At 73.6% G+C, this 24007-nt stretch carries 26 protein-coding genes and 1 pseudogene; 14 read left to right on the plus strand and 13 right to left on the minus strand.

What is annotated here, in order from left to right; all coding sequences use genetic code 11:
- Positions 1–1290: an amidohydrolase gene (locus ACF09C_RS29530; protein ID WP_392095858.1), complete on the minus strand. Its 1290-nt coding sequence runs from the start codon at positions 1288–1290 to the stop codon at positions 1–3.
- Between the two features lie 124 nt (positions 1291–1414).
- Between ACF09C_RS29530 and ACF09C_RS29535 the strand changes: the two genes are divergently transcribed.
- The 3 genes from ACF09C_RS29535 (at position 1415) to ACF09C_RS29545 (ending at position 2979) form a co-directional block, all read left to right on the plus strand.
- A complete protein-coding gene (locus ACF09C_RS29535) occupies positions 1415–1756 on the plus strand; it encodes a DUF5713 family protein (RefSeq protein ID WP_362427973.1) in 342 nt (113 codons plus the stop codon).
- A 349-nt stretch (positions 1757–2105) separates the two neighbouring features.
- The gene (locus ACF09C_RS29540) at positions 2106–2696 is read left to right on the plus strand and encodes an RNA polymerase sigma factor (RefSeq protein ID WP_392095860.1); all 591 of its coding nucleotides are present in this window, start codon (positions 2106–2108) and stop codon (positions 2694–2696) included.
- A complete protein-coding gene (locus tag ACF09C_RS29545; RefSeq protein WP_392095862.1) occupies positions 2668–2979 on the plus strand; it encodes a hypothetical protein in 312 nt (103 codons plus the stop codon). The genes ACF09C_RS29540 and ACF09C_RS29545 overlap by 29 nt, the downstream gene beginning before the upstream one ends.
- Positions 2980–3074: 95 nt before the next feature.
- Here the strand turns inward: ACF09C_RS29545 and ACF09C_RS29550 are convergent, their stop codons facing one another.
- From ACF09C_RS29550 to ACF09C_RS29560, 3 genes are all read right to left on the minus strand, one after another.
- On the minus strand, positions 3075–4724 hold the full coding sequence (locus tag ACF09C_RS29550; protein ID WP_392095864.1) for an acyl-CoA dehydrogenase family protein: 1650 nt from the start codon (positions 4722–4724) through the stop codon (positions 3075–3077).
- On the minus strand, positions 4708–5325 hold the full coding sequence (locus tag ACF09C_RS29555; RefSeq protein ID WP_392095865.1) for a TetR/AcrR family transcriptional regulator: 618 nt from the start codon (positions 5323–5325) through the stop codon (positions 4708–4710). Before ACF09C_RS29555 ends, ACF09C_RS29550 begins: the two co-directional genes overlap by 17 nt.
- Positions 5326–5429: 104 nt before the next feature.
- A complete protein-coding gene (locus ACF09C_RS29560; protein ID WP_392095867.1) occupies positions 5430–6014 on the minus strand; it encodes a TMEM165/GDT1 family protein in 585 nt (194 codons plus the stop codon).
- 301 nt (positions 6015–6315) lie between these two features.
- Between ACF09C_RS29560 and ACF09C_RS29565 the strand changes: the two genes are divergently transcribed.
- From ACF09C_RS29565 to ACF09C_RS29575, 3 genes are read left to right on the plus strand one after another with little or no spacing between them, the layout of a single operon-like run.
- Positions 6316–6954 carry a TetR/AcrR family transcriptional regulator gene (locus ACF09C_RS29565; RefSeq protein ID WP_392095868.1) on the plus strand — a complete coding sequence of 213 codons (639 nt, stop codon included), beginning with the start codon at positions 6316–6318 and terminating at the stop codon, positions 6952–6954.
- Positions 6951–8381, plus strand: coding sequence for an MFS transporter (locus ACF09C_RS29570; protein WP_392095870.1), 1431 nt, complete (start codon positions 6951–6953; stop codon positions 8379–8381). The genes ACF09C_RS29565 and ACF09C_RS29570 overlap by 4 nt, the downstream gene beginning before the upstream one ends.
- Before the next feature lie 58 nt (positions 8382–8439).
- Positions 8440–9543: a PP2C family protein-serine/threonine phosphatase gene (locus ACF09C_RS29575; RefSeq protein WP_392095872.1), complete on the plus strand. Its 1104-nt coding sequence runs from the start codon at positions 8440–8442 to the stop codon at positions 9541–9543.
- A gap of 45 nt (positions 9544–9588) precedes the next feature.
- On the opposite strand, the gene ACF09C_RS29580 is transcribed toward ACF09C_RS29575, so the two are convergent.
- Positions 9589–10437: a hypothetical protein gene (locus ACF09C_RS29580; protein ID WP_392095874.1), complete on the minus strand. Its 849-nt coding sequence runs from the start codon at positions 10435–10437 to the stop codon at positions 9589–9591.
- Between the two features lie 293 nt (positions 10438–10730).
- Positions 10731–11154, minus strand: a pseudogene (locus ACF09C_RS29585) (cupin domain-containing protein).
- Between the two features lie 52 nt (positions 11155–11206).
- Here ACF09C_RS29585 and ACF09C_RS29590 point away from each other — a divergent pair.
- Positions 11207–12208 carry a GlxA family transcriptional regulator gene (locus ACF09C_RS29590; RefSeq protein WP_392095875.1) on the plus strand — a complete coding sequence of 334 codons (1002 nt, stop codon included), beginning with the start codon at positions 11207–11209 and terminating at the stop codon, positions 12206–12208.
- A gap of 14 nt (positions 12209–12222) precedes the next feature.
- On the opposite strand, the gene ACF09C_RS29595 is transcribed toward ACF09C_RS29590, so the two are convergent.
- Entirely contained in the window at positions 12223–12807 is a 585-nt protein-coding gene (locus ACF09C_RS29595) for a nucleosidase (protein ID WP_392095877.1), read from the minus strand.
- 79 nt (positions 12808–12886) lie between these two features.
- Between ACF09C_RS29595 and ACF09C_RS29600 the strand changes: the two genes are divergently transcribed.
- Complete coding sequence (locus tag ACF09C_RS29600) at positions 12887–13090, plus strand: cold-shock protein (RefSeq protein WP_362008885.1); 204 nt, start codon at positions 12887–12889, stop codon at positions 13088–13090.
- Between the two features lie 24 nt (positions 13091–13114).
- Here ACF09C_RS29600 and ACF09C_RS29605 read toward each other — a convergent pair whose 3' ends face one another.
- The 3 genes from ACF09C_RS29605 to ACF09C_RS29615 form a co-directional block, all read right to left on the minus strand.
- Positions 13115–13483 (minus strand): hypothetical protein, encoded by a 369-nt coding sequence (locus tag ACF09C_RS29605; protein WP_392095878.1) that lies wholly within the window; start codon positions 13481–13483, stop codon positions 13115–13117.
- Between the two features lie 81 nt (positions 13484–13564).
- Entirely contained in the window at positions 13565–14974 is a 1410-nt protein-coding gene (locus tag ACF09C_RS29610; RefSeq protein WP_392095880.1) for a VWA domain-containing protein, read from the minus strand.
- The gene (locus ACF09C_RS29615) at positions 14971–15840 is read right to left on the minus strand and encodes an AAA family ATPase (protein ID WP_392095882.1); all 870 of its coding nucleotides are present in this window, start codon (positions 15838–15840) and stop codon (positions 14971–14973) included. Before ACF09C_RS29615 ends, ACF09C_RS29610 begins: the two co-directional genes overlap by 4 nt.
- A gap of 296 nt (positions 15841–16136) precedes the next feature.
- Here ACF09C_RS29615 and ACF09C_RS29620 point away from each other — a divergent pair, with 296 nt between their 5' ends.
- Together ACF09C_RS29620 and ACF09C_RS29625 are read left to right on the plus strand one after the other, a co-directional pair.
- On the plus strand, positions 16137–17336 hold the full coding sequence (locus ACF09C_RS29620) for a PP2C family protein-serine/threonine phosphatase (RefSeq protein WP_392095883.1): 1200 nt from the start codon (positions 16137–16139) through the stop codon (positions 17334–17336).
- Positions 17337–17530: 194 nt separating this feature from the next.
- Positions 17531–17899 (plus strand): luciferase family protein, encoded by a 369-nt coding sequence (locus tag ACF09C_RS29625; RefSeq protein WP_392095885.1) that lies wholly within the window; start codon positions 17531–17533, stop codon positions 17897–17899.
- 7 nt (positions 17900–17906) lie between these two features.
- Here ACF09C_RS29625 and ACF09C_RS29630 read toward each other — a convergent pair whose 3' ends face one another.
- Positions 17907–18395 (minus strand): PaaI family thioesterase, encoded by a 489-nt coding sequence (locus tag ACF09C_RS29630; protein ID WP_392095887.1) that lies wholly within the window; start codon positions 18393–18395, stop codon positions 17907–17909.
- A gap of 225 nt (positions 18396–18620) precedes the next feature.
- Between ACF09C_RS29630 and ACF09C_RS29635 the strand changes: the two genes are divergently transcribed.
- From ACF09C_RS29635 to ACF09C_RS29650, 4 genes are all read left to right on the plus strand, one after another.
- The gene (locus ACF09C_RS29635; RefSeq protein WP_392095888.1) at positions 18621–19526 is read left to right on the plus strand and encodes a YhjD/YihY/BrkB family envelope integrity protein; all 906 of its coding nucleotides are present in this window, start codon (positions 18621–18623) and stop codon (positions 19524–19526) included.
- A 106-nt stretch (positions 19527–19632) separates the two neighbouring features.
- Entirely contained in the window at positions 19633–20133 is a 501-nt protein-coding gene (locus ACF09C_RS29640; protein WP_392095889.1) for an NUDIX domain-containing protein, read from the plus strand.
- A 173-nt stretch (positions 20134–20306) separates the two neighbouring features.
- A complete protein-coding gene (locus ACF09C_RS29645) occupies positions 20307–20525 on the plus strand; it encodes a hypothetical protein (protein ID WP_392095890.1) in 219 nt (72 codons plus the stop codon).
- A 57-nt stretch (positions 20526–20582) separates the two neighbouring features.
- Positions 20583–21080, plus strand: coding sequence for a peptidylprolyl isomerase (locus ACF09C_RS29650; RefSeq protein WP_392095892.1), 498 nt, complete (start codon positions 20583–20585; stop codon positions 21078–21080).
- A gap of 57 nt (positions 21081–21137) precedes the next feature.
- Here ACF09C_RS29650 and ACF09C_RS29655 read toward each other — a convergent pair whose 3' ends face one another.
- Together ACF09C_RS29655 and ACF09C_RS29660 are read right to left on the minus strand one after the other, a co-directional pair.
- Positions 21138–21392: a type B 50S ribosomal protein L31 gene (locus ACF09C_RS29655; RefSeq protein ID WP_362008853.1), complete on the minus strand. Its 255-nt coding sequence runs from the start codon at positions 21390–21392 to the stop codon at positions 21138–21140.
- 91 nt (positions 21393–21483) lie between these two features.
- Positions 21484–23979, minus strand: a complete 2496-nt coding sequence (locus ACF09C_RS29660; RefSeq protein WP_392095894.1) for a SpoIIE family protein phosphatase — start codon at positions 23977–23979, stop codon at positions 21484–21486.
- Positions 23980–24007: the final 28 nt, after the last annotated feature.

A 24007-nucleotide genomic window follows, 5' to 3' on the forward strand; every position in this document is an offset into this window, starting at 1 on the left:
TCACGCCCAGCCGGTCACGCTGCCCGTCAGATGGTCGTACGCCATGTGCGCGTGCAGCCGGACGCCGGTCACCAGGGTGTCGTCGTCCGCGTAGAAGTGCGGATTGTGGTTGGTGACCAGGCCCCGGCCTCCCGGCACCGGAACGGGGAGGCCGGCCGCGTCCAGCGAGGCGTCCTGGACGCCCAGCATCACGTACAGACCGCCGAAGCGGGCGATGAACTCGGACACGTCGTCGTATCCGAGCGTCGCCCCGGTCTCCACCGTCCGCTCCTCGCCGACCACCCGCCGGATCGTCGGCAGGCCCGCCGCGACCCACGCGGCGCTGTTGTGCACGGGAGGCACCGGCTGGAGGAACTCGACCGTCGCCGAGGCGTTGTACGCGGCCGCCGAGTGCTCCGCCAGCGTGGTCAGCCGGCCCGTCACCTCCGCCATGTCCGACTCGACCGCGCAACGGACGGTGCCCCACAGGGTGACGGTCTGGCCGACGATGTTGAAGCGTCCGACATCCTCGATGTGGCCGATGGAGACCGTGATCGGGTCGAAGGCGGAGACCTGGCGGTACACCTGCCCGATGCCGGTCAGGATCGCCCCCACGGCCGGCATCGGATCGACGCCCTGCCACGGCGTGGAGCCGTGCGTCTGCCGGCCGGTGACGACGATCCGCACGAGGCAGGAGGCGCCGTACTGATTGCCCACCCGGTAGCCCACGTACCCCTTGGGGTACGGCGTGACATGCATGCCGAACGTCATGGTCGGCACCGGATCGGCGCACGCGCCCTCGTCGAGCATGGCAAGGGCCCCGCCCCGCTCGGTGACCGGAGGCCCCTCCTCGGCGGGCGGGAAGACGAAGAGCACCGTCCCCGGCAGCCGTTCGCGCACCCTCGCGAGCACGCTCGCCGCGCCCATCAGCATGGCGGTGTGACAGTCGTGGCCGCACGCGTGCGAGACGGGGAACGGGCCACCGGGGTAGTCGGCGTCCACGGCCCGCGAGGCGAAGTCCGCGCCGCACAAGTCCTCGACGGGCAGTGCGTCGGTGTCCGCCCGCAGCGCCATCACGCGCCCGCCCGGTGCCCCGCCGCGCAGCACGCCCACCACGCCGTGTCCGGCGATCCCGGTGCGGACCTCGTCCAGGCCGAGGGAGCGGAGGTGATCCGCGATCAGCAGGGCGGTTCCTGCCTCCCGATTGGACAGCTCCGGGTGCTGGTGCAGATGCCGCCGCCAGGCGATGACCTGGGCGGCCGTCCCCTCGGCGAGCCGGTCCAGTTCCCGGTGGATCGGATCGGTGCTCACGGGCCACCCCTCGTCGTCGTCGGACAGTCCCACCAGAGTGTCATCCCGACCCGGTCCGGGGGGCGTTGTCAGTGGCGTGCTGCACGATGGACCCGTCCGGTGATCACCAGGGGAAGGGGCCAGGATGCCGATCACGAACGAGCAGGTGACGGGGTACGCGTTTCTCAAGGCGCTCTACGAGGACGGGTACTACCCGGACCACGTGGTCGACAAGGGCCGGGCGATCCTGCTGCGGCTCTGCGAGCGGATCGAGGCGGAGCGCCCGGCCGACCTGACCGCGCTCTACGCGCTGACGGAGGTCGCCACCGAGGAGTTCAACGCGCTGGAGGCGGACTTCGACGAGGCCGGCAGCGAGATCGAGACCGTCGCCCGGGAGGAGATCGCCGAGAACTTCTGGTTCGTCGCCACGGCCTACGGCTTCGCCGACGCCGACGTGGAGGAGTTGATAGCCGCCCGCGAGTGGTGACGGACGGGGCCGGTGGGGGCACGGACACGCGCCCGGGGGAACGGGCGCGGGCGCGGGACGGAAGCACGGCAGCGGGACGGAAACACGGTCGGGCGCCGGAGGACCGCGCCGCCGACGCGCCGCTCGACGACTGCCGGACGCCCGCGTGCGTCCGGCAGCCGCACCGCAGTGCCGAGGTTTTCGGGCGCGGCCCGAATCCTTTCCGGGGGACCGCGCCTCCTATACACGTGCCGACGATCGTCGGCACGTGACGAGGAGGTCTTCATGATCGTGGGTATCGCCATCGCCGCCGGAGCCGTGCTCCTCTGCACCTGCGGGTACGTCGCCGTGCGTAAGTGGAAGCAAGCCCGTGGCTGACTCCACCTGGCCCGGTGAGCGGCTGATCGTCGCCGCCCAGCGCGGCGACGTAGACGCGATCACCGCGCTGGTGTCGGGTTCGCACCCGAACGTGCGGCGGTTCGCCCGTTCGCTCTGCGCCTCGCCCGAGGACGCCGAGGACGCGGCACAGGAAGCCCTGATCATCCTGTACCGCAAGATCGGGATGCTGCGGGCGTCCGGTGCGCTGGCGTCGTGGATGTTCCGGATCGTCCGCAACGAGTGCCTGCGGCGCGCGCGGACGATGCGGAGCCACGCGCCCCTGCCCGACGTCGATCCGGACGGAGCCGTCCGCTCGGCCGAGGAGGTGGTGCTGCAGCGCATCGAGGAGGGCAGAGTGGCGGCCGCCGTCGCCGCGCTCCCCGCCGAGCAGCGACAGGTGCTGATCATGCGGGACATCCAGGGCTACAGCGGACGCATGGTCGCCGACGCGCTGGGTCTCAGTACCGCCGCGATGAAGTCGCGACTCCACCGTGCCCGCACCGCGGTCCAGCGGTCCCTCCGTGCCACACCCGCCCCCGAGCCTGGAGACACCCATGACGACCAAGCATGCCGACGGCCCTGATTTCGCCAGTTCGTCCCTGCTCAGGCACCTGGTGCGGGGCGTGATCGGCTTCGGTGGCCTGGTCGGTGCGCTCGCGCTGCTCCCGGTCACCGGCCCGGTCAGCCTGCTGCTCCTGCCCGTCGGCGTCCTGGCCCTGCGCGGCTGCCCGATGTGCTGGACCATCGGCCTGCTGCAGACCGTGTCGCGGGGCAGGCTGCGGCGCTCGTGTCAGGACGGGCAGTGCACGCTGACCGTCGCGGACCGGGACCCGGCCAAGCACCCGACCCCGACGGCCTCCCGGTAGCGCGGAGGTGAGACACAGAGGGGTGTGCTCCCGAGGAGCCGGCCGTGGCTCGGCAAGCCACGGCCGGATCGCCCCCCCCGCTTCGCTCCCGGTCCTCAGGCCGGCCGCGGCGCGGCGCGGTCGATGATCGACGCCGTGTCCAGGCCGGGGGGCAGGGTGCCGAACGCGATGCCCCAGTCGCTGTCCAGGCGCGAGGCGCAGAAGGCGTCGGCCACCGCCGGGTGGCCGTGCCGGACGAGCAGCGAGCCCTGGAGGACCAGGGCCATGCGCTCGACCACGCGCCGCGCGCGGTACTGCACGGCCGCCGGGTCGTCGCCGAGGTCGGCGAGGTCCTTCCGCAGCCGGGCGGTGGCCGCGTCGAGACGGTGGTCGGCGCCCGAGGCGCGGTCGACCTCTGCGAAGAAGGCGTCGACCGCCTGCGGCTGCCGCCCCATCGCGCGCAGCACGTCGAGCGCGGCCACATTGCCCGAGCCCTCCCAGATCGAGGGCAGCGGCGACTCGCGGTACAGCCGGGGCAGGCCCGAGTCCTCGACGTAGCCGTTGCCGCCCAAGCACTCCAGCGCCTCGGCCGCGTGCGCGGGAGCACGCTTGCACACCCAGTACTTGGTCACCGCGAGCCCGATCCGGCGCAGCAGCTCCTCGTCCGCGTCACCGGCCGCCGCCCGGTCCACCGCGCCGGCGAGCCGCAGCCCGGCGATCGTCGCCGCCTCCGCCTCCACCGCCAGGTCGGCGAGGACGTTGGTCATGAGGGGTTGGTCGATCAGCCGCGCCCCGAACGCGCTGCGGTGCGTCGCGTGGTGCACCGCCTGGACGAGCCCCTGCCGCATCCCGGACGCCGAACTGACCGCACAGTCGAGCCGGGTCATGTTGACCATCCGGATGATGGTCGCGACGCCCCGGCCCTCCTCGCCGACGAGACGGCCGAGCGCGCCCTCGTACTCGATCTCCGACGAGGCGTTGGAGCGGTTGCCGAGCTTGTCCTTCAGCCGCTGCAGCCGGATCGCGTTGCGCGTGCCGTCGGGCAGCACCCGGGGCACGAGGAAGCAGGACAGTCCCCCCGGTGCCTGGGCCAGCGTGAGGAAGACGTCCGACATCGGCGCCGACGTGAACCACTTGTGGCCGGTGAGCGCGTAGAAGCCGTCCTCACCGGTCGGCACGGCCCGCGTCGTGTTCGCGCGGACGTCCGAGCCGCCCTGCTTCTCGGTCATCGACATCCCGGCGATGATCCCGGCCTTCGACGTCGGTTCGCGCAGCCCGAAGTCGTAGACGGGGGAGGACAGCAGCGGTTCGTACACCTCCGCGAGGCCCGGCTCGGCGCGCAGGGCGGGCACGGCGGCGTACGTCATCGAGATCGGACACAGGTGCCCGGGGTCGGCCTGGCCCCACACGAACACCTTCGCCGCCCGCGCGACGTGCGCGCCGGGGCGCCCGTCGCGCCAGGGCGCCCCGTGCAGCCCGTGCCGTACGGCGACGGTCATCAGCTCGTGCCAGTACGGGTGGAACTCGACCTCGTCGACGCGGTGGCCGTACCGGTCGTGCGTGTGCAGCACGGGGGAGTGCCGCTCGGCGAGCCGCCCCCACTCCTGGGCCTCCTCGCCACCCGCCCGTACACCCAGTTCGCGCACCTCGCCCTCGGCCCAGCCCGCGCCCTCGTGACGGAGCGCCTCCAGCAGGGCCGGGTCGGCCGACACGTCGTAACCGGTCAGCGGCGGGACTTGGTTGGTGACCTCATGCGTGGGTGGCATCGGGAACTCCCAGGGCTCTCAGGGTGAAGGTGACCAGGGCGGGTACGGTCTCGGGCCCCACCGTGCCCTCCGCGAGCGGACCGACGAGCGCCTCCGCACCCGCCCCGACCAGCGCGGACGCGGTGAGCAGGGCGTCCTGCGGCGGAAGCCGGCCGGACCGCACGCCCTCGGCGATCCGCTCGGCGAAGACATCGCGGAACGCCCGCCGGAAGACCAGCCGTTCCGCGTCCACGGCAGGGTCCACCGGCTCGGCCAGCAGGGCGTAGGCGAGCCGGGGGGACTTGAGGGCGCGTTGGGCGAACGTCTCGATGACGGCGACGACCCGCTCCGCCGGCCCCGCGTGCTCGGGGCGGCCGGCCGCCTCGGCCACGGCGGCCACCTCGCGCGAGACGACGGTGCGGAAGAGTTCCACGGCCAACTCGGCCTTGCTCGGGAAGTGGTGGTAGACGCTGCCGGTCGCGATCCCGGCGCGGGCGGCGACGGCGGCCATCGTGCAGCCCGCGTAGCCGTGCTCGGCGAGCAGCCCGAGCGCCGCGTCCACGACGGTGGCACGCCGGTCGTCGAGCCGGGCCTGGACCGCGGGGGTGCGTCGGTAGGGCATGGAAGAAGTGAAGCAGCGATTCATTGCTTCAACAAGGGGTCGGAGGGAACGCGAAGCGCCCCCGGATCCGGTGGTCCGGGGGCGCTTCGCAGGGGCGTCAGCGGTCAGCCGACGAAGATCTCCGTCAGCGACCAGACGGCCAGGGCCGCCATGCACAGGCCGCCGATGCGCTGGACGGTCTTCAGCGGGACGCGCTTGGCGATGAACCGGCCCGCGACCAGCGCGAGGGCCGAGACGCTCATCAGGGCGGCGGCGGAGCCGATCGCCGTGGACCAGGTGCCGTTGGTGGCGGCGAGGTTGGCCGTGGTGATCTGCGTCAGGTCGCCCCACTCGCTGATGAACACGGCCATGAAAGCGGTCGAGTAGACCGGCCAGAAGCCGGTCACGGTCCCGCCGCCGGCCTCGTCCGCCTCGTCGGCGTCCCCACCGCGCAGCAGCATGAACGCGCCGAAGCCGAACATCAGGGCCGAGACGAGCTTGACGGTCCAGTCGGGCAGCAGCCCGATGAGGCTGCCGGCGCCCACGGCGATGGCCACGTGCACGACGAACGCGGTCGAGGTGCCGAACCAGACGTACAGCGGACGCATGCGCGTACCCATGGCGAGGGACGCGAACATCGTCTTGTCGGGCAGCTCGGCGAGGAAGATCAGGCCGAAGGCCGTGAGAATCGCCAAGAAGTCGAGGTGCATCTACCGGGGGCTCTCTGCTTGGTCCGGGCCCGGGATCCGCACGGCACCACGGTGGGCGACGGGAAGAACCACTCGGCCCGGCATGACGGACCACGCCCACGGAACGCGGACACGGCGAATGCCTGGCCGAAGGTCTCGCCCGTCCGTGCTGTTCGCAGGGACCCGGTCACCGGGAACCCGAGGGCTCCAGTGTGTCGACGACCGGTTCGCAGGGCTACTCCCCTTCGCTGTCGAACAGTGTAGCGGGGAGTCGTGTCGATCTTCGTAGACAGTGTCTACGTCTGCCTGGTAGACAGTGTCCATGGCGGAGCAGACGCAGGGGATGCCGGAGACGGAGACGGAGAGCGGGCACGAGGCCGGGGTGCGCGACCGGCTGGTCGACGCCGGGGTCGAGCTGGTGCACGCGGAAGGCGCGCAGGCGCTGTCCCTGCGGGAGATCGCCCGGCGCGCCGGGGTCTCCCACGGAGCCCCGCGCCGGTACTTCCCGGCCCACCTCGACCTGCTGTCGGCCATCGCTCGCGAGGGCTTCGGGGAGCTCGCGGACCGGGTGGCGGCCGCGGTGGGGGAGGAGGCGGAGGGGCGGGCCGGCGCGCGGGCTCAGCTCGACGCCCTCGCCCGGGTCCACCTCGACTTCGCGTCGAGGCGGCGCGGGATGTACGAGCTGATGTTCCGGCACGACCTGCTGGAGAGTGGCCGGCTCGGGCTGCGCGAGTCGAGCCTGCCGCTCTTCGAGCTCCTGGCCCGGCTCGCCGCCCGCGCCCGCCCGGAGGCCGAGGAGGAACCGGCCGTCGTCGCTGCCGCCCTCTGGGCGAACCTGCACGGCATCGCCCAGCTCCGGGCCTGGGGGAGCCTGCGGCTCGCCCTGCGCACGGACGACGTGGAACCGCTCCTGCGGGCCGTCCTCGACGCGCACCTCGGCCCGGCGGAGGGCGCACGGTGATAGGGCGACGGCGGGCGACCCTCGCCTGCAGCGTTCTGGGCGCGGCCGTCGTGGCCCTCGACGGGACGGTCCTGACGATGGCCCTCCCCACGCTCCAGCGCGATCTGGGCGCGGACTTCGGCCAGGTCCAGTGGACCAGCACCGGGTATCTCGTCGCGGTGGCGAGCCTCCTCGTCTTCGCCGGCCGGCTGGGCGACACGTACGGGCACCGCCGGCTCTTCGTCGTCGGCACCCTCGGCTTCGCGGCGACCTCGGCCGCGATCGCCCTCGCCCCGGGGATCGGCTGGGTGATCGCCCTACGGGTCCTCCAGGGGGTGGCGGGGGCGCTCCTCCAGCCGGCCACCCTGGGCATGCTCCGCGCGGCCTTCCCGCCCGACCGCCTCGCCATGCCGATCGCCGTCCGCATGAGCGCGATCGGCCTCGCGGCAGCCGCGGGCCCGCTCGTGGGCGGCGCCCTCGTCACAACCTGGGGCTGGCGCTCGGTCTTCGTCCTGACGGCCGTGCCCGCCCTCGCCGTCGCCGTCCTGGCCGCCGTCACCGCGACCCCGCGGACCACGGAGGACGCGGCCGCCCCCGACGATCCGCCGCATCCCCGCTCGGTGGCCTCCGGCGTCCCTTCGCTCGACCTGCCCGGGGCCCTGCTCCTCGCCGCCACGCTCGCCGGCCTGGTCCATGTGCTCGTCGCGGTCCCCGAGTCGGGCCTGAGTCCGACCACCACCCTCGTCCTCGCCGCCGCCGTGACGGCCGGGGCGGTCCTCGCGCGGCACGAGCGGCGCGCCGCCCGTCCGCTGCTCCCGCCCGCGCTCCTGCGGTCCCGGCCCGTCCTGGCGGGACTCGCGACCCTGCTGGCCTCGTCGGCCGCGCTGTTCGGCGCCCTGTTCGTGGCGACGTATCTGCTGCAGGACGTCCGCGGCCTCGACCCGCTGACCTGCGGCCTGTGGGTACTGCCGCTGGCCGTGCTGATGGTGCTCGGCGCGCCCGCCGCCGCCGTGCTGCAGCGTCGCTTCGGGCCGCGCCGCACGACGGTCGCGGGAGCCGCCCTGCTCGCCCTCGGCGTGCTCCTGCTCTCCCGTCTCGGCGAGACGGTCGGGGCGCTGCCGACCGGTGTCTGCTTCGCCCTGCTCGGCGCCGGCTTCGGCACGGTCATGACCACGGCGACCGCCGTCGTCGTGCACCGCGCACCGGTGGCCGACGCGGGCGTGGCCGGCGGGCTCCAGCAGACCGCCATGAACGTGGGCCCCGCGCTCGGTGTCGCCGCCGCGACCCTGCTGATGACCGTCGCCGCGCCCGCCGGCCTCGTCCCCGCGACGGGCGCCACGTTCCTGGCCCTGGCCGCCGTCGCCGCCCTCGGCGCCGGCGCGGCGCTCGGCCTGCCCGGCCGCGAGCCGGCCGCGACGTCCCCCGAGGTACCCGCTCCCGTGTCCTGACACGCCAGCGCGGCGGCGCCACCGAGGCAGCGCCGTTGTGTCCTCGTACGATCGCGCAATGACCTCCCGTGAGCCCGGCGGCCCCACCCTGCGCCGCTCGCGCGCGCAGATCGGCGTCGGCCGGGCGCTGCCGATCCTGGTCATGGTCCTGACGGTGGTAGCCGACCTCGTGTCCGCGAACGAGGAGCGCTACGACCGGCTCCTGGCCGCCGCGCCGGCCCTCGCCGCCGTCACCTGGAGCGTCCGGGGGACCGTCGTCATCGGCGTGGTCGCCATGGTGCTCGCCGCGCTCCTGGGGACGGCCAGCGGCGATCCCTTCGTCCCCGACATCACCACGAACGAGTCGGCGCTCGGGGTGGTGACCGCGGTCGCCGCCTGGGTCAGCAGGGCCAGGACGCGCTACGAACGCGACCTGCGCGAGGTCACCGCCGTCGCGGAGGTCGTCCAGCGCGTCGTGCTGCGCCCCCTCGCGCCCCGGCTCGGCCCCGTCGACCTCCATCTGCTCTATGTCGCGGCCGCCGCCAAGGCCCGCATCGGCGGCGACTTCTACGAGGCCGTGCAGGTGCCCGGAGCCGTACGTCTGATGCTCGGCGACGTCCAGGGCAAGGGGCTCGGTGCCGTGGAGACCGCGTCCGTCCTGCTCGGCTCCTTCCGGGCTGCCGTCAACGACGCCCCCGACCTGCCCGCCCTGGCGGACCGCCTGGAGGAGGGCCTCGGCCGCTACGGCGCCTGGGACCCCGACACGGACGCGGCCGAACGCTTCGCCACCGTCGTGCTCGTCGAGATCCCCGACGACGGAGCCGTCGCCCGCCTCCTCAGCTGCGGGCATCCGGCGCCGCTGCTCCAGCACGGCGGCCGGGTGCGGTTCGTCCCCTTCGCCGACCCGTCCCTGCCGGTCAACCTCTCGGGGCTCCTCGTCGCCCGCCACCACGTCGAGGAGATTCCCTTCGTGCCGGGGGACCGGCTGCTCCTGTACACCGACGGGGTGAGCGAGACCCGCGACCGGAACGGCACCTTCTACCCGCTGGAGGAGCGGATGAGCCGGTGGGTGGACGAGCCCGGCGAGCGCGTCCCCACCCTGCTCCACCGCGAACTGGACGCCTACGGCGCCCATGGCGTCGACGACGACGTAGCCGCCATGCTCGTCGTACGCCGCTCCTAAGGGCCCGTCCGATCCTGATCCGCCGGACAGGCCCTGTCCGCCGGCTCAGTCCGCCGGGACCGACTCGTAGAGCACCGTGTGGAAGCGGCCCGCCGCCTCACGGCCCGTCGGGTCCGCGCCGAGGGCCCGCACGGCCTCCACCGCGAAGCCCTGCTCGCCCGGGTCGGTGAACAGCCGCTGCGGGTAGGTCCGTGAAGGATCGTGGTCGGTGCGCAGACCGTGCGTGGCCAGGCAGTCGGCGATCGGGCGGTACGACACCGTCCGCAGCACGAACGCGCTCACCCGCAGCGGTCGCCCCGCCCAGCCGAGGAGCGCGTCGAAGGTGCGCCGGGTGAGATAGCTGCCGCCCCCGGTCAGCGTGATCAGGCCTACGTCGGCCATGGCCGCGCGCAGCCTCGGGCTCGGTTGCGCGCCCTCCTCCAGGTTCTCCGCGAAGGCGTCGTCCAGGAGCCCGACCGCGCGTGCGTACCGCACGGCGTTGTCCGCGACGTCGAGCCCGATGACCGGGGCGGCGTCGCGCCGGCGCCGCGAGGCGTAGAACTCCTTGTCCCGCACGGCGAGTTCGGCCGACGTCAGGGAGCTCACCGCGGGGTCGGTGTACCGCGCGTACAGCTCGGCCAGCGTGACGTCGTGGTTCAGCAGGGCCGCGTTGATCCCGTACGAGCAGCACAGGTCGAGCACCGTCCCGCCGTCCCGCTCGGCCGCCGCGCGCCGGAAGGCCGGCCGGGCCCGCTGCGGGATCTCGTACTCCAGCGGCGCGAGCCGCCGGAAGTACGCCCGCGGGTCGGGCCGGTCGTAGATGTCCTCGAAGCGGGTCTTTCCCCCCGTGCCGTCTCCGCCCCCGGTGCGGTCCCCGCCTCCCGTGCCGGACCACCCTGTGCCGGACTCGCTCATGCGTCCCGCCTCCCTCCAAGGCCCCAGGTGGGCATCGTGCGCGGAACGCGACCCGGCGCTCATGTCCTCATCGGGGGCGCACGGGCGCACCACCCGAGCCGTGGAGCGGCCGCTGGACGGTGCCCATGCCTCCAGGATGGTCCCGGCATCGGCCAAGCGGCGAGGACGGCCGGCGGCCACGCGCGCGTGGGCACGGGAGCCACCGGTCCGAAACGTGGAAATCAGGGCAAGGAGTGTCGTCCGCGACGGCCAAGGCGCGGCGTGCGCCCGCGCCGCGCACCGGCGGCTCGGGCTCACACCTCCAGCGCGTGGCCCGTCGTCGCGTCCACGTGGTCGGGGACGGCGTCGTGCCGGTCGCCGACCGTGAGCGTGCCCGTCGGCTCGAAGAGGAGCAGGGACGCACCGGAGGGGGCGTACGGGCGGTGCTCCACGCCCTTGGGGACGGTGAAGGCCGAGCCCCGGGGGGAGCGACACCGTCCGTTCCGTGCCGTCCTCGCGCAGCGCGATCCGCAGCTCGCCCTCGATCACCAGGAAGAACTCGTCCGTGTCGTCATGGGCGTGCCACACGTGCTCGCCCGCGACCTTCGCCACGCGCACGTCGTAGTCGTTCACGCGCGTCAGGATGCGCGGGCTCCACAGGTCGTCGAAGGACGCGAACGCGGTGGCGAGGGCGACAGGGACGGAGGAAGCGCTGGTCACAGCGGGGTTCTGGGTCATGCGGCCATCGTGCGTCGTGCCCGCCCCCCGGCGTGAGTGCTAGAAATAGCATATGTCGCAAGGATCCTCGCAGCAGGGAGCGCACCGCGTCGTCGTCATCGTCGACGAGAACTCCAACCCCTTCGAACTGGGCTGTGCCACCGAGGTCTTCGGCCTGCGCCGGCCCGAGCTCGGACGCGACCTGTACGACTTCCGGCTCTGCTCGCCCGAGCCCCGCACCCTCATGCGCGACGGTTTCTTCACCCTCACCGGCGTCGCCGGACTCGACGCGGCCGACACCGCCGACACCCTCATCGTCCCCAACCGGCCGGACGTCGAGGTGCCCCGCCGCCGCGCCGTGCTCGACGCCGTCCGCCGAGCCCACGCACGCGGAGCACGGCTGATCGGCTTCTGCAGCGGCGCCTTCACCCTGGCCGAGGCCGGCGTGCTCGACGGGCGGCGCGCCACCGCCCACTGGCAGTGGGCCGACGCCTTCCGCGCCCGCTTCCCCTCCGTACACCTCGAACCGGACGTCCTGTTCGTCGACGACGGAGACATCCTCACCGCCGCCGGCAGCGCCGCGGCGCTGGACCTCGGGCTCCACGTCGTCCGCCGCGACCACGGCGCCGAGGCCGCCAACGCCGTGAGCCGACGCCTCGTCTTCGCCGCCCACCGGGACGGCGGGCAGCGGCAGTTCGTCGAGCGGCCGGTCCCCGAGATCCCTGACGAGTCCCTCGCCCCGCTGCTCGCCTGGGCCCAGGAACGCCTCGGCTCGCCGCTCACCGTGGCCGACCTCGCGGCCCGGGCGGCCGTCAGCCCGGCCACGCTGCACCGCCGCTTCCGCGCCCAGCTCGGCACCACGCCACTGGCCTGGCTCACCGGCGAGCGGGTGACGCTCGCCTGCCGGCTGATCGAACGCGGCGAGACCCGCTTCGACGTCGTCGCCCGCGCCAGCGGCCTCGGCACCGCCGCCCATCTGCGCGCCTTGATGAACCGCGAGACCGGCCTCTCCCCGTCCGCCTACCGCCGGCGCTTCGGCCCGGCGGCGTCACCCACGGCCGCGCCTCGCCCCTGACCGCTCCGTACCGTTCACGAGCGGTACGGAGTGTTCTCCTGCGCCCATTCCGCGAGCGCCCGCGCGCACTCCGCCACGGACTCCCGCCAGGTCCTGGCCGCGCCGTCGCCCGCCTCGTCGCTCACATGCTTGACGATCCGGATCGGCACCCCGGCCAGTCCGGCCGCGGTCGCGAGGGCGTAGCCCTCCATGTCGACCAGCGCGGCGCGCGTGGCGAGCCGGGCCCGGGCGGCCTCGTCGGAGATGAAGGCGTCGCCGGTGGCCAGGGTCACCTCGCCGCCGTCCGGCAGGAAGACCGGCGCCCCGTACGTCTCGCCCGTCAGCGTGGCGAGCAGTTCGCCGTCCAGATCGTGCTGGATGACCGTGCCGACCACATGGGTCCCGGTCCAGCCCGGACGCAGCGCACCCGCGGTCCCCAGGTTGACGACACCGGACGGGCGCGGGCCGCGCCCCAGCGCGGTGGCGAGCGCGGTCGCCGCGTTGACCTTCCCCATGCCGGTCAGCAGGACCGGCAGATCCGTGTCGAGGAACTGCGCCTCCTCCTTGACGGCGAGGACGAGCAGGGGCCGGTCGGCGGCGATGTCTCCGATGAGTTCCATGGCCGCCACGCTACCCGCCGGGACTTCCCGCCCGAGCCGAGAGACCATGGAGGTGTAGTCCAGAGCCGAGGAGCTCGTCATGGCAACCGGAACAGTCAAGTGGTTCAACGCGGAGAAGGGCTTCGGCTTCATCGAGCAGGACGGCGGAGGCCCGGACGTGTTCGTCCACTACTCGGCCATCGCCAGCACCGGCTACCGCGAGCTCGCCGAGGGCCAGAAGGTCGCGTTCGACGTCGTGCAGGGCCCGAAGGGCCCCCAGGCCGAGAACGTCACCCCCAGCTGATCGGCGGGAGCAGTCACCAGCGCCTCACCCCAGCAGATCCGTGGGGACGTGCGGGCGCAGATCCTTGAGCACCCGTTCCGGATCGGGGTCGGAAACGGCCAGCCGACGGAAGGGCGCGTCACCGCGGAGTTCGACGCAGACCACGGGCGTGCCGGGCTTCACCACGGCGAAGTCCCGGCCGTCCGGCAAGACGCGGACGCCCACGCACAGCCGGTCGGGGATCCACAACCCCCGTCCGCGCCGCCCGCGCAGCGCCCGCCACCAGTCCGGCTCGACCCGCACCTCGCGCAGGGCGCTCACCGGCACACGGACGGGCCCACGGCGCGCGGCGAGCCGCTCGCGCGCGGTCAGCCGGACCACGATGTCGGCGCCGTCCACCGTCACCCGTGCCATCACGCCTCACCGCCCGTCTCCCTGCCGCCCGCGCGCACTGCCTCCATGGTCGGGCCGGCACCGGGGAGCCGCCAGGCGGCGTCACACGGGCAGCAGGCGGCCGATCAGCGCGCCGAGCTGCCGCGCGTCGCGGCAGGGGCGCATGTCGACCAGTTCGGCGTAGGCGAGGGCGACCGAGTCACCCGTCGACCACAGAGCGGGCTGCTCGGGGTTGAGCCAGTGGACGCGGCGGGCCCGGTCGGCGATCGCCTTGAGCGCCGGAAGGTTGGGGTCGCTCATGTTCGTCCGCGCGTCGCCCAGGACGAACACGGCCGTGCGCGGGCCGACGGCGTCCGCGTACCGCTCCACGAACTCGCCCAGGGCCGTTCCGTAGTCGCTCTGCCCGTGCCAGCCCGTCACCACCGCCTCCTCGAGGATGCGCGCGCCGAGACCGGTCGGGTCCGCCGCGCCCCGCGCGATCAGGTCCGTCACCTCGTCGACCCGGTTGACGAAGGCGAACACCCGCACCCGGCTGAACTGGTCGTGCAGCGCCTGCACCAGGAGCATCGTGAAGCTCGCGAACCCCGCGACCGAACCCGACACGTCACACAGCAGGACGAGTTCGGGGCGGGCGGGTCGCCGGCGCCGCAGCACCGGCCGCATCGGGACGCCACCGGTGGACAGCGAGCCCCGCAGCGTGCGCCGCAGATCGATCCGCCCGCGCGCGGCGCGCCGACGCCGGGCCGCGAGCCGGGTCGCGAGCTTGCGCGCCAGCGGCCGTACCGTCGTGCGCAGCTCGTCGAGCTGGGCCCGGCCCGCGAGCAGGAAGTCGACCGTGTCGGCTGTGCCGGCCACCGCGCGCCGGGCGACCCGGTCCCGGCCCTGCCGCTCGGCGACCCGGCGCCTGGCATCCGTCCGTACCCGTTCGCGGAAGGCCTCGATACGCCGCCGGATCTCGTCGTCCGTCAGCCGGTCGGTGAACGCCTCTTCCCCGCCACCGGCCTCCCGGAGCATGACTCGCACCCGGGCGAGCAGCGTCTCGGGGCGCAGCCGGGCGAGCGTCTGGTACGAGGACCAGCCGTCCGAGCCCGGCGCGGTGCCGTAGCCGCCGAGACCGCCGACCGCCTCGCCAGCGAGCCGCGTCAGCGCCGAGCCGTCGTCGGCGGCCAGGGCCGCCGCGAGCCGCTCCCGCAAGGAGCCCGTGTCGAACGCCCCCGCGCTGTCCGGTGTGGACGGATCGCCGTCCGGGGAGTGCGCATCGCCGTCGAGGTGCGCCGGGGTCAGCGGGAAGTACAGGTCGAAGACCCGGTCGAAGAGCGGCCGGTGCCCCGCCGCGTGGAGCAGCGTCGCCGCGAGCGCCTCGCGGATCCGCTCCCGGTCCGCGAACCCCACCGCCTCCAGGGCGTGCCCGGCGTCCACGCTCTCGCCGGTGCCGATCGACAGACCGTGCGCGCGCAGCGCGCGCACCAGACCGGTGAGCCGGTCCGCCACCCCGTCCGCGGGCGTGGTCACACCGCGTCCAGGTCGAGCTTGGCGGCCGCCTTCTGGATGTCGTCCTGATGCTTGAGGATCACGCCCAGACTGTCGCGGACCACCGTCTCGTCCAGTGCGTCCGCGCCGAGCGCGAGCAGGGTACGGGCCCAGTCGACGGTCTCCGCCACCGAGGGCGCCTTGCGCAGGTCCATCGCGCGCAGCGCGCCGACCACCCGGACGACCGACGCCGTCAGCGCCGCGCCGAGCCCCGGAACCTTCGAGGACACGATCCGGCGCTCCAGCTCCTCCTCGGGGAAGCCGATGTGCAGGAAGAGGCAGCGGCGGCGCAGGGCCTCGGACAGCTCGCGGCCCGCGTTGGAAGTGAGGACGACGAAGGGGCGCCGGGTCGCGGTGATCGTGCCCAGCTCGGGGACGGAGATCTGGAAGTCGCTCAGCACCTCCAGCAGGAGCCCCTCCACCTCGATGTCCGCCTTGTCCATCTCGTCGACGAGCAGCACGGTCGGCTCGGCGGAGCGGATGGCGGTGAGGAGCGGCCGGGGGAGCAGGAACTCCTCGCTGAAGATGTCCGTGCGGGTCTCGTCCCAGGTCTCGTCGCGCCCCGCCGTGATCCGCAGCAGTTGCTTGGCGTGGTTCCACTCGTACAGGGCACGGGACTCGTCCACGCCCTCGTAGCACTGGAGCCGAACGAGCCGGGCGCCGGCGACCTCGGCGACGGCCTTCGCCAGCTGGGTCTTGCCGACCCCGGCCGGGCCCTCCACGAGCAGCGGCTTGCCCAGCCGGTCGGCGAGGAAGACGGTGGTCGCGACGGCGGGCGAGGCCAGGTAGCCGGTGGCGGCAAGCCGCTCCGCCACGTCCTCGACGGAGCTGAAGTACCCGGTCGTCATCGTTGTCTCCCCCGGAGCCTCGACATCCTGTACTGGCTAGTAGCCATGTACGTACTGGATCAGCTCCCGTCTCGCTCCACAACCGTCCGGACCGCGAGTGCGGCCAAGCTCACGGGGGATTTCGTGAAGATCGGACGGGAGTGTCGTCGCGGCGTAGCGTGGGGCGCAAAGATCTGGCTACGGGGTGACGGAATGTGATGGGCTCCTGGTCCGGCCGGTGTGGCGGGCGGACCGGGCGCCCCGCTGGTCCAATGGATGTGTGCGCTGCTCGGGGCCGAGGCGGCGGTGGAGGTGTCTTGTCGGAGCGAGCGGGGGAACAGGCCTCCCTGGTCGAAGAGCACGTGGCGGTCCAGGCCCGGCTGAGAGCCGTGACGGACGCGATCCAGGAGATCGGAGCGCACCCCGACGAGCAGGGCGTCTGTGAGGACCTGGCCCGGTTCCTCTGCCGACACGGCTTCGACGCCGCGGCCGTGGACGTCCGCCCCGAGGACGGGCCCGGCCGGGTGCGCGTAGCGGTGGCCGGCGACCCGAAGCTGGTCGACCCGGCCGATCCCGCCCACGAGGCCGCCGCGCCCCTCACGTACGCCGACATGGCCCCCGGCGGCATCCCCGTCCAGGTGGTGGTCGCGCCCCTGGAGTCCCAGGGGCGGGCGATCGGGCACGTGCGCGCCGTGAGCGCCCGGGCCGACCCCCTCGGCGAGCACGCGACCGCCACGGTCCGCGACGCGGCGCGGCTCGCCGCCGCCCACCTGAGCCACGCCCGCCGCCTCGCCGCCACCGAGCGGACCGCCTTCCATCTCCAGCAGGCCCTGGTCGCCGAGCCGGGCCGCCCGCACCCGAACCTGGAGGTCGCCGGCCGCTATCTGCCGGTCGGCGCACGAACCCTGGTGGGCGGCGACTGGTTCGAGAGCGTACGGCTCCACTTCGGCCGCAGCCTGCTCGTCGTCGGCGACGTGATGGGCCACGGCCTCGACGCCGCCGTCGACATGAACGCGTACCGGACCGCGCTGCGCGACGTGGCCTCCACCGACCTGCCGCCGCACCGCGTGCTCCGACAGCTCGACTCCGTCGTCGCCGACGACGGCGGGCTGCGCCCCGCCACCTGCCTGCTCGTCCAGGTCGATCCGGCGCGCGGCTCCGCCACCTTCGCCAGCGCCGGCCATCTGCCGCCCGCCGTCTTCTCGGCGGACGGCTCCGCCGAACTCGTCGAACTCCCCGTAGGCCCGCCCCTGGGCACCGGTGTCGGCGGCTACGAACCCGTCACCCGGGCGCTCGCCCCCGCCGACACGCTCGTCCTGTTCACCGACGGCCTGGTCGAGCGGCGCGGCGAGGACATCGACGTCTCCCTCGCCCGGCTGTCCTCCCTTCGGGTGCACCCGGGATCCGGACCCGAGGAACTCGTCGAGGAGGTCCTGCAGCGGCTCGACGCCCACCACGCCGAGGACGACGTCGCCGTCCTCGCCGCCCGGATCCGCGAACGCCCCGTCGACCGGTGAACGCCCGGTGAACCGGTCAACGGCCCGCGCTCCGGCCGCTCGTGGCGCCGGGACCCCCACCCTCCGTCGCGCAAGGGGCTTTTGGGGCGGTGTAGGCGCCCCGCGTCACCGCGGGCGGGCCTGTTTCGCGCCTCGGAGCGATTAATCGCGCAAGGCGCTTGTGCACGGCGCGCACTCCCGGCACGCTCCTGGGTATGAACACCGCCCGGCACGCCAGTGAACGTCTGATGAGCTGGCCCTCGCTGGCCCCCGGCCGCGCCCAGTGCGGCGCCGAGCTCGGTCTGCGTACCGCGACGCACGACATCGTGCACTTCCACGGCGAGCACGAGGCGGACGTCCACCTCACCCGCGCCATGATCGCCAAGCTGCGCCCGGCGCTCCTCGGGTCGAGCGCCGTCCGCCTGCGCGCGGGCTCCGGCTGGGTGACCGTCCGGCTCGACATGGGCTCCGACATCGACCTGCTCGCGACGCTCGTGAGCGCCGCGCTGCAGGCCTCCACCGGCCACCCGGACACGGCGCCGGACGGCTGCACGCGCTCCTGCCTCGCCTCCGCTCGGATCTGAGCGCCCGTCACTCCGTAGGGAACAGCATGCACGTGCTCGTGGCATGCCCCAGGAGCCGGTCCGAGGAGTCGTAGAGCCCCGCCTCTGCGAGCGCCGTGCGCCGCCCCCGGCTGATGACCGTGCCGATCGCGCGGACCTTGCCCGTGTCCACCGTGATCGGGCGCAGGAAGCGGGTCGACAGGTCGAGCGAGGTGTATGCCATGCCGTGCGGGAGCGTCGAGTGCACGGCGCACCCGGCGGCCGAGTCGAGCAGCGTGGCGTACACGCCGCCGTGCACGCTGCCGATCGGGTTGTAGTGCTGCTCGGCCGGTTCGAAACCGAAGACCGCCCGGCCGTCCTCGACCTCCTCCAACGCGAAGCCAAGCAGGGAGCCGAGCGGGGCGGGCGGCAGCTGCCCGGCCACGATCTCCCGCAGGAAGTCGAGCCCCGCCATCGTCCCCGCCGCCTTCGCGGTGGCGGAGGCGTCCTCCCACTCGACCGTGCGTGACCGCTTCATGCCCACTCCACTCCTCGCAACGAAGCCCTCGCCGGGCCGACCCTCGACCTCCACACGAGCCTCACCCTGAGGCTGAGCCTGAGGTTCACTCCCGACACCCGCGCCGCGCACCGACGCGAAGATCGACGCTAGACCTCCCCGGCACACCCTGTCCACGACGGCCGGCGCCCCCGTTCGGCGGCATGCGGGAGGTGTCCCACCGCCTGGGCGGGTACTCCCCGTGGCATGCCCCCCACTTCCGGTGCGCCCCACGACGGTGCCCCCGCCGAGCACGGCCACTGGTTCCAGAGGCTCCACCGGGCCGTCCTCACGTCCGTCGTCGGACTCGCCTGGAACCGAGGCCGCGAGGTGGAGCTCATGCACCGCGCGATGGGCTTCGCGGCGCTCAGCCTCCTCACCCTCGTGCCGCTGCTGATCGTCGTCGCCGCCGCCGACCTCGCCAGCGGCGCCGGCTTCGCCCGCTGGCTCATCCAGGGGCTCGGTGTCTCGGAGGTGTCGCAGGAGGAGGTCGAGATGCTCTTCGGCACGCCGGGGGAGGCGCTGCAGCGCACCACCGCCTTCGGCCTGGCCGCCCTCGCCGCGTTCGGCGTCACCTTCGGGTCCGCCGTCCAGACCGGCTACGAACGGGTCTGGGACCTGCCCACCGCCCGCTGGCACACCATGTGGCGCCACGTCGTCTGGCTCGCCGTCCTGGTCGCCGCCCTCCTCCTCTTCGTCGCTGCCCCCGTCCCCTCCGAGACCTCGACCGTCGTGACCTTCGCCGTGGCCGTCGCCGACGTCGCCGGCGCCTTCCTCTTCTTCTGGTGGTCGCAGCGCTTCCTCCTCTGCGGCCGGATCCGCTGGCGCGCGCTGGCCCCGGGGGCGCTGTGCACGGCCCTGGGCCTGTTCGGGCTGCGCATCTTCTCCCAGTTCGTGTTCTCCCCGCTGATCGCCTCCAACGCGGTCACCTACGGCCCGTTCGGCACCGTCCTCGTCCTCCAGTCCTGGCTCGTCGGCGTCGGCTTCGTGGTCTACGGCGGCGCCCTCGTCGGGCGCCTGATCCACGAGCACCTGGTCCTGCGCCGCATCGACCGGCTCCCGGCCGAACTGCCCGGCGACGGCCCGCGATCCGGGGCGGCTTCGGATTCGTGACCCCGTGATCACACGATCCGGTGGACATGATCGTCGCGGGCGGGGCCGGGCACGCCCGCCCGGTTGGATGGAGGCTCCAACCGCCCCGTCGAAGGAGAGCCGACCCATGGCGAACACCTGGCTGCCGCCCGCCGAGTACATCGCGACGCTGCCGAGGGCGACGGCGTACGCCTGCCTGTACTTCACCGACACCGCGGGCCGGCCCTTCCAGCTGCGCGCCACCTACTCCACCGAGCTCTGGCAGTGGCCCGGCGGCAACATGGACCCGGGGGAGACCCCCTGGCAGACGGCCGTCCGCGAGTGCCACGAGGAGACCGGGATCGTCTTCCGGGGCGAACCGAAGCTCCTCGGCACCCACTTCGTCTCCGACCGGGGCCACGACTGGCCGGCCAACCACATCGGCTTCGTCTTCGACGGCGGTGTCCTGACGGACGAGCAGCTCGCCGGCGTCGTCCTCGACCCCGAGGAGCACAGCGAGTTCCGCGTGCGGACCATGGCCGAGTGGGAGCGGGAGATGACACCGAGGAACTTCGCCCGGCTCGCCGAGATCGACGGCGCCCGGCGGTCCGGCACGACGGTGTACGTGGAGACGGGCATCGACCTCTGAGCGTGCCCGGCGAGCGGCCGCGCGCGGGGGCGTCCTGGGACGGCCCGTGTACGGGCCCCACGCGCGCGGTGGACCGCTCCGGGGCGCACGCGCGTGTGGCCCGCGCTCCCGGCGAATCCGATCACCCGACGCGGAGGCCGTAACCCCGGAGCGTCTCAACAGTTGACCAGGGCATGAAGAAGCGCAGCATGCTCGCCATCGCCTCCCTCGCCGCCGGTGTCGTCACGGCCCTCGTGACCCCGCCGCCCCACGCCTCGGCCGCCGACCACAGCGCGGCAGGACCCACCGGGCTCCTGCAGAACGACAACCCGATCACTCCGCTCGTGGACGGGGCCGTGCCGCTGGTCGGCGAGGCGCTCCCCCAGACGCCGGACATCGGCGGGGTGGCCTGACCCCCGGACGGGCAGCCCGTGCGCGCGCGGTCTGAGGGGGAATGACAGGATGTCCTCATGAGCAACAACGTGTACTTCGACATCACGATCAACGACGAGCCCGCAGGTCGGATCGTCTTCCAGCTGTTCGACGAGGTCGTTCCCAAGACGGCCACGAACTTCCGTGAGCTTGCCACCGGCAAGCACGGCTTCGGCTACGCCGGTTCCTCGTTCCACCGCGTCATCCCGGCGTTCATGCTCCAGGGCGGCGACTTCACCCGGGGCGACGGCACCGGTGGCAAGAGCATCTACGGCGAGAAGTTCGAGGACGAGAACTTCAAGCTGAAGCACGACCGGCCGTACCTGCTGTCCATGGCCAACGCGGGCCGCAACACCAACGGCTCCCAGTTCTTCATCACGACCATCGTGACCGACTGGCTGGACGGCAAGCACGTCGTCTTCGGCGAGGTCGTCGAGGGCCAGGACCTGGTCAAGAAGATCGAGGGCCTCGGCTCGGCCTCCGGCCGCACCAGCGCCAAGATCTCCATCGCCGAGTCCGGCGTCATCGAGGGCTGAGCAGCACCCCTCCGCACGACCGCCCCCGTCGCCACGGCACGGGGGCGGTCGGCCGTTTCAGGAGGGCGACTCCTCCCCGAAGCGCCGCTCGAACTTCGCGATCCGGCCCTCGGCGTCCACCGTCCGTGCCTTGCCCGTGTAGAACGGGTGGCTCTCGGAGGAGATCTCGACGTCGACCACCGGATACGTGTTGCCGTCGTCCCACTCGATGGTCTGCTCGCTCGTCGCCGTCGACCGGGTCAGGAAGGCGAACCCGGCCGAGCGGTCACGGAAGACCACGGGACCGTACTCCGGCTGCTTGTCCTGCTGCACACGTCCTCCTCGGGATGCCTGTCCGATGGCCCCAGCCTCCCCGGGCGCGGCCCCGCCGACCAGCGCCACGCGGCCGACCGGGTGAGCGCGGTCACTCCGTCCAACGGGCCGCGAGCAGCAGGGCGATGTCGTCCGGCCGGTCACTGGCCTGCCGGGCGTCCCGGATCAGCCGGTCCGCGGTCTCCGTCAGCGGGATCGACCCCGTCCCGGAGAACGTACGGCGCAGCCACTCGACCCCCTCGTCGATGTCCCGCCCGGGCCGCTCCACCAGACCGTCCGTGTACAGCGCGAGCACCGCGCCGGGATCCAGCCGCAGCTCGGTCACCGGATACGTGGCGTCCGCGTCGATCCCGAGTACCAGGCCTCCCGGCAGCTCCAGGATCTCCGCCGTCCCGTCCGGGCGCCGCAGCAGCGGCTGCGGATGGCCCGCGCGCACGGCCTCGGCGATGCCCGTCGCCGGGTCGAGCACCACGTAGCAGCAGCTCGCGAACTGGCCGGGGTCGAGATCGATCAGCAGCCGGTTCGTGCCCTTCAGCACCTCCTCCGGAGCATGGCCGCCGAGCGCGAAGGCCCGTACCGCGCTGCGCAGTTGCCCCATCGTCGCCGCCGCCGCGACCCCGTGGCCCTGGACGTCGCCGCACACCAGCGCCAGCAGCCCCCGCTTGGTCTCGACGACGTCGTACCAGTCGCCGCCCACGTCCATGCCCTGCGTACCCGGCAGATAGCGCGCCACTGTGTCGACGTGGTCGCGCACCGGCAGCCGGGCGGGCAGCAGCGCGTCCTGGAGCCCGCGGGCGAGCGCGGCCTCGCTGTCGTACCGGCGGGCCCGCTCCAGTGCCTGGGCGATCAGCCCGGCGAGCGCCGTCAGGACGGTGCGCTCCTCCGGGCTGAAACCGCGCGGCCGGTCGAAACCGAGGATGCACGAACCGACCGGCCGGCCCGAGGCGATCAGCGGCAGGAAGGCCCGCGCTCCGGACACCGCGTCCAGCGGGAGCCCCGGGTACGCCCGGCTCATCTGCTCCATCGACTCGTAGAAGAGCGGGCGACCGGTGGTGAGCGCCTCGACGCCCGGCATCCGGGCATCGAGCCCCACCCCGTCGAACGGCTCCAGGAACCCGGGCGGGAACCCGGTCTCCCACGCCAGATACAGATGCCGGTCGCTCAACAGGTAGATCGCCAGCTGCCGGCCGCCGAAGGCGGGCAGGAGCTCGTCGGTGACCACCGCCGACACCTGGCGGGCCGTGACGGCCTCGGTGAGGGCGATGGCGAGCGCCACCGGCCGGTAGAGCGCCGACGCCTTGTCCGCGGGAGAACCGAGTCCGACGTCCGGCAGGGACACCGAGGCCGGCTCGTAGGCGGGGTCCCCCTCCGGGACGAGCACCAGGGTCACCCCGTCGTGCCCGGGGTAGAGCGAGACCGACAGCCACTCCTTCTCGCCCGCGTGCACCAGGAAGTGCACCGGCTCGTCGGAGAGCAGCACGGACCGCAGATGTTCCTCGTGCGCCGGCTGCGCGAGCCACGGCAGCACGTCCCAGACGCTCTGCCCGGCGAGGGAGGCACGCGGGACGCCCAGGAGCGCCTCGGTCAGATGGTTCACATAGGTGACCCGGCCCAGCCGGTCGATCGCCAGGATCGCCCGGGGCAGCCGGTCGACGGCGTCGGAGCCGACCAGGCCCGTGCCCAGGTCGACCAGGGAGCCGGTCAGCCGGCCCGACCGACCGCCCGGCGTCGCGCGGGCCGACACCTCCAGCAGGTGCAGCCCGCCGTCGGGGCCCTTGAGCCGGATGCGGCGCGCGACCCGGGAACCCGACTCGGCCGCGCGGCGCGCCATCGTCCACAGCGCGTAGGCGTCCTCGGGGGCGAGCCGCGCCGTCAGCGCCTCGATCGTGCCGGGGACGGTGTCGTCGTCCCCGAGGATCGCCCGCAACCCCTCGTCGGCGAGGACCTCGCCGGTGTTCAGGTCCCAGTCGAAGGTGCCGATCCGCACCGGCTTCGTGCCGCCCGACGGGAGCTGCACGCAGACCGGCTCCTCGGGCCACTCCACGGTCGTACCGGCGTCCGCGAGGTCCTTCAGGGCCGCCGCGAGCCGCTGGGCCTCCCGCGCGAGACGGCTCCGGTCCCGGGTGTTCACCGGCACGCCCGGGGTGGGCGTCCGCAGCACCACGAGCACCCCGAACCGCTCCCGACCGCTCACGATCGGCGCGTACAGGGACGCGAAGGGGAACGGCAGGCTGGCCACGAGCTGCGGAAACTTCCGCATGGCCTCCTCGACGTCGGCCAGGTGCACCGGCTGGCCTGACCGGTGGGCCTCCGCGACCGGGAACGGCCGGTTCACATGCATCCGCCACCACGGGCGGAACAGGGAGCCGGGCAGCCCGGCGAGCACCGCCATCCGCAGCAGCCCCGGTGTCCCGGAGCGCAGGTAGACACATCCCGCGTAGCCGCCGACCGCCTCGATGGTCCGCAGCGTGGCCTCGGCGACGACCAGCGGCAGCGCGTCGAGCAGCCTCCCGTCGGTGTCCGCGCTCCCGGGCGCGTCTTCGTTCTCGGCCGACGGGTCCTGTCCGGCCACGCCGTGCGGGGTCACAATGCCAGGATGCTCCCCGGCGAAGGGG

Source organism: Streptomyces sp. NPDC014870 (assembly GCF_043081505.1).
GTDB lineage: Bacteria > Actinomycetota > Actinomycetes > Streptomycetales > Streptomycetaceae > Streptomyces.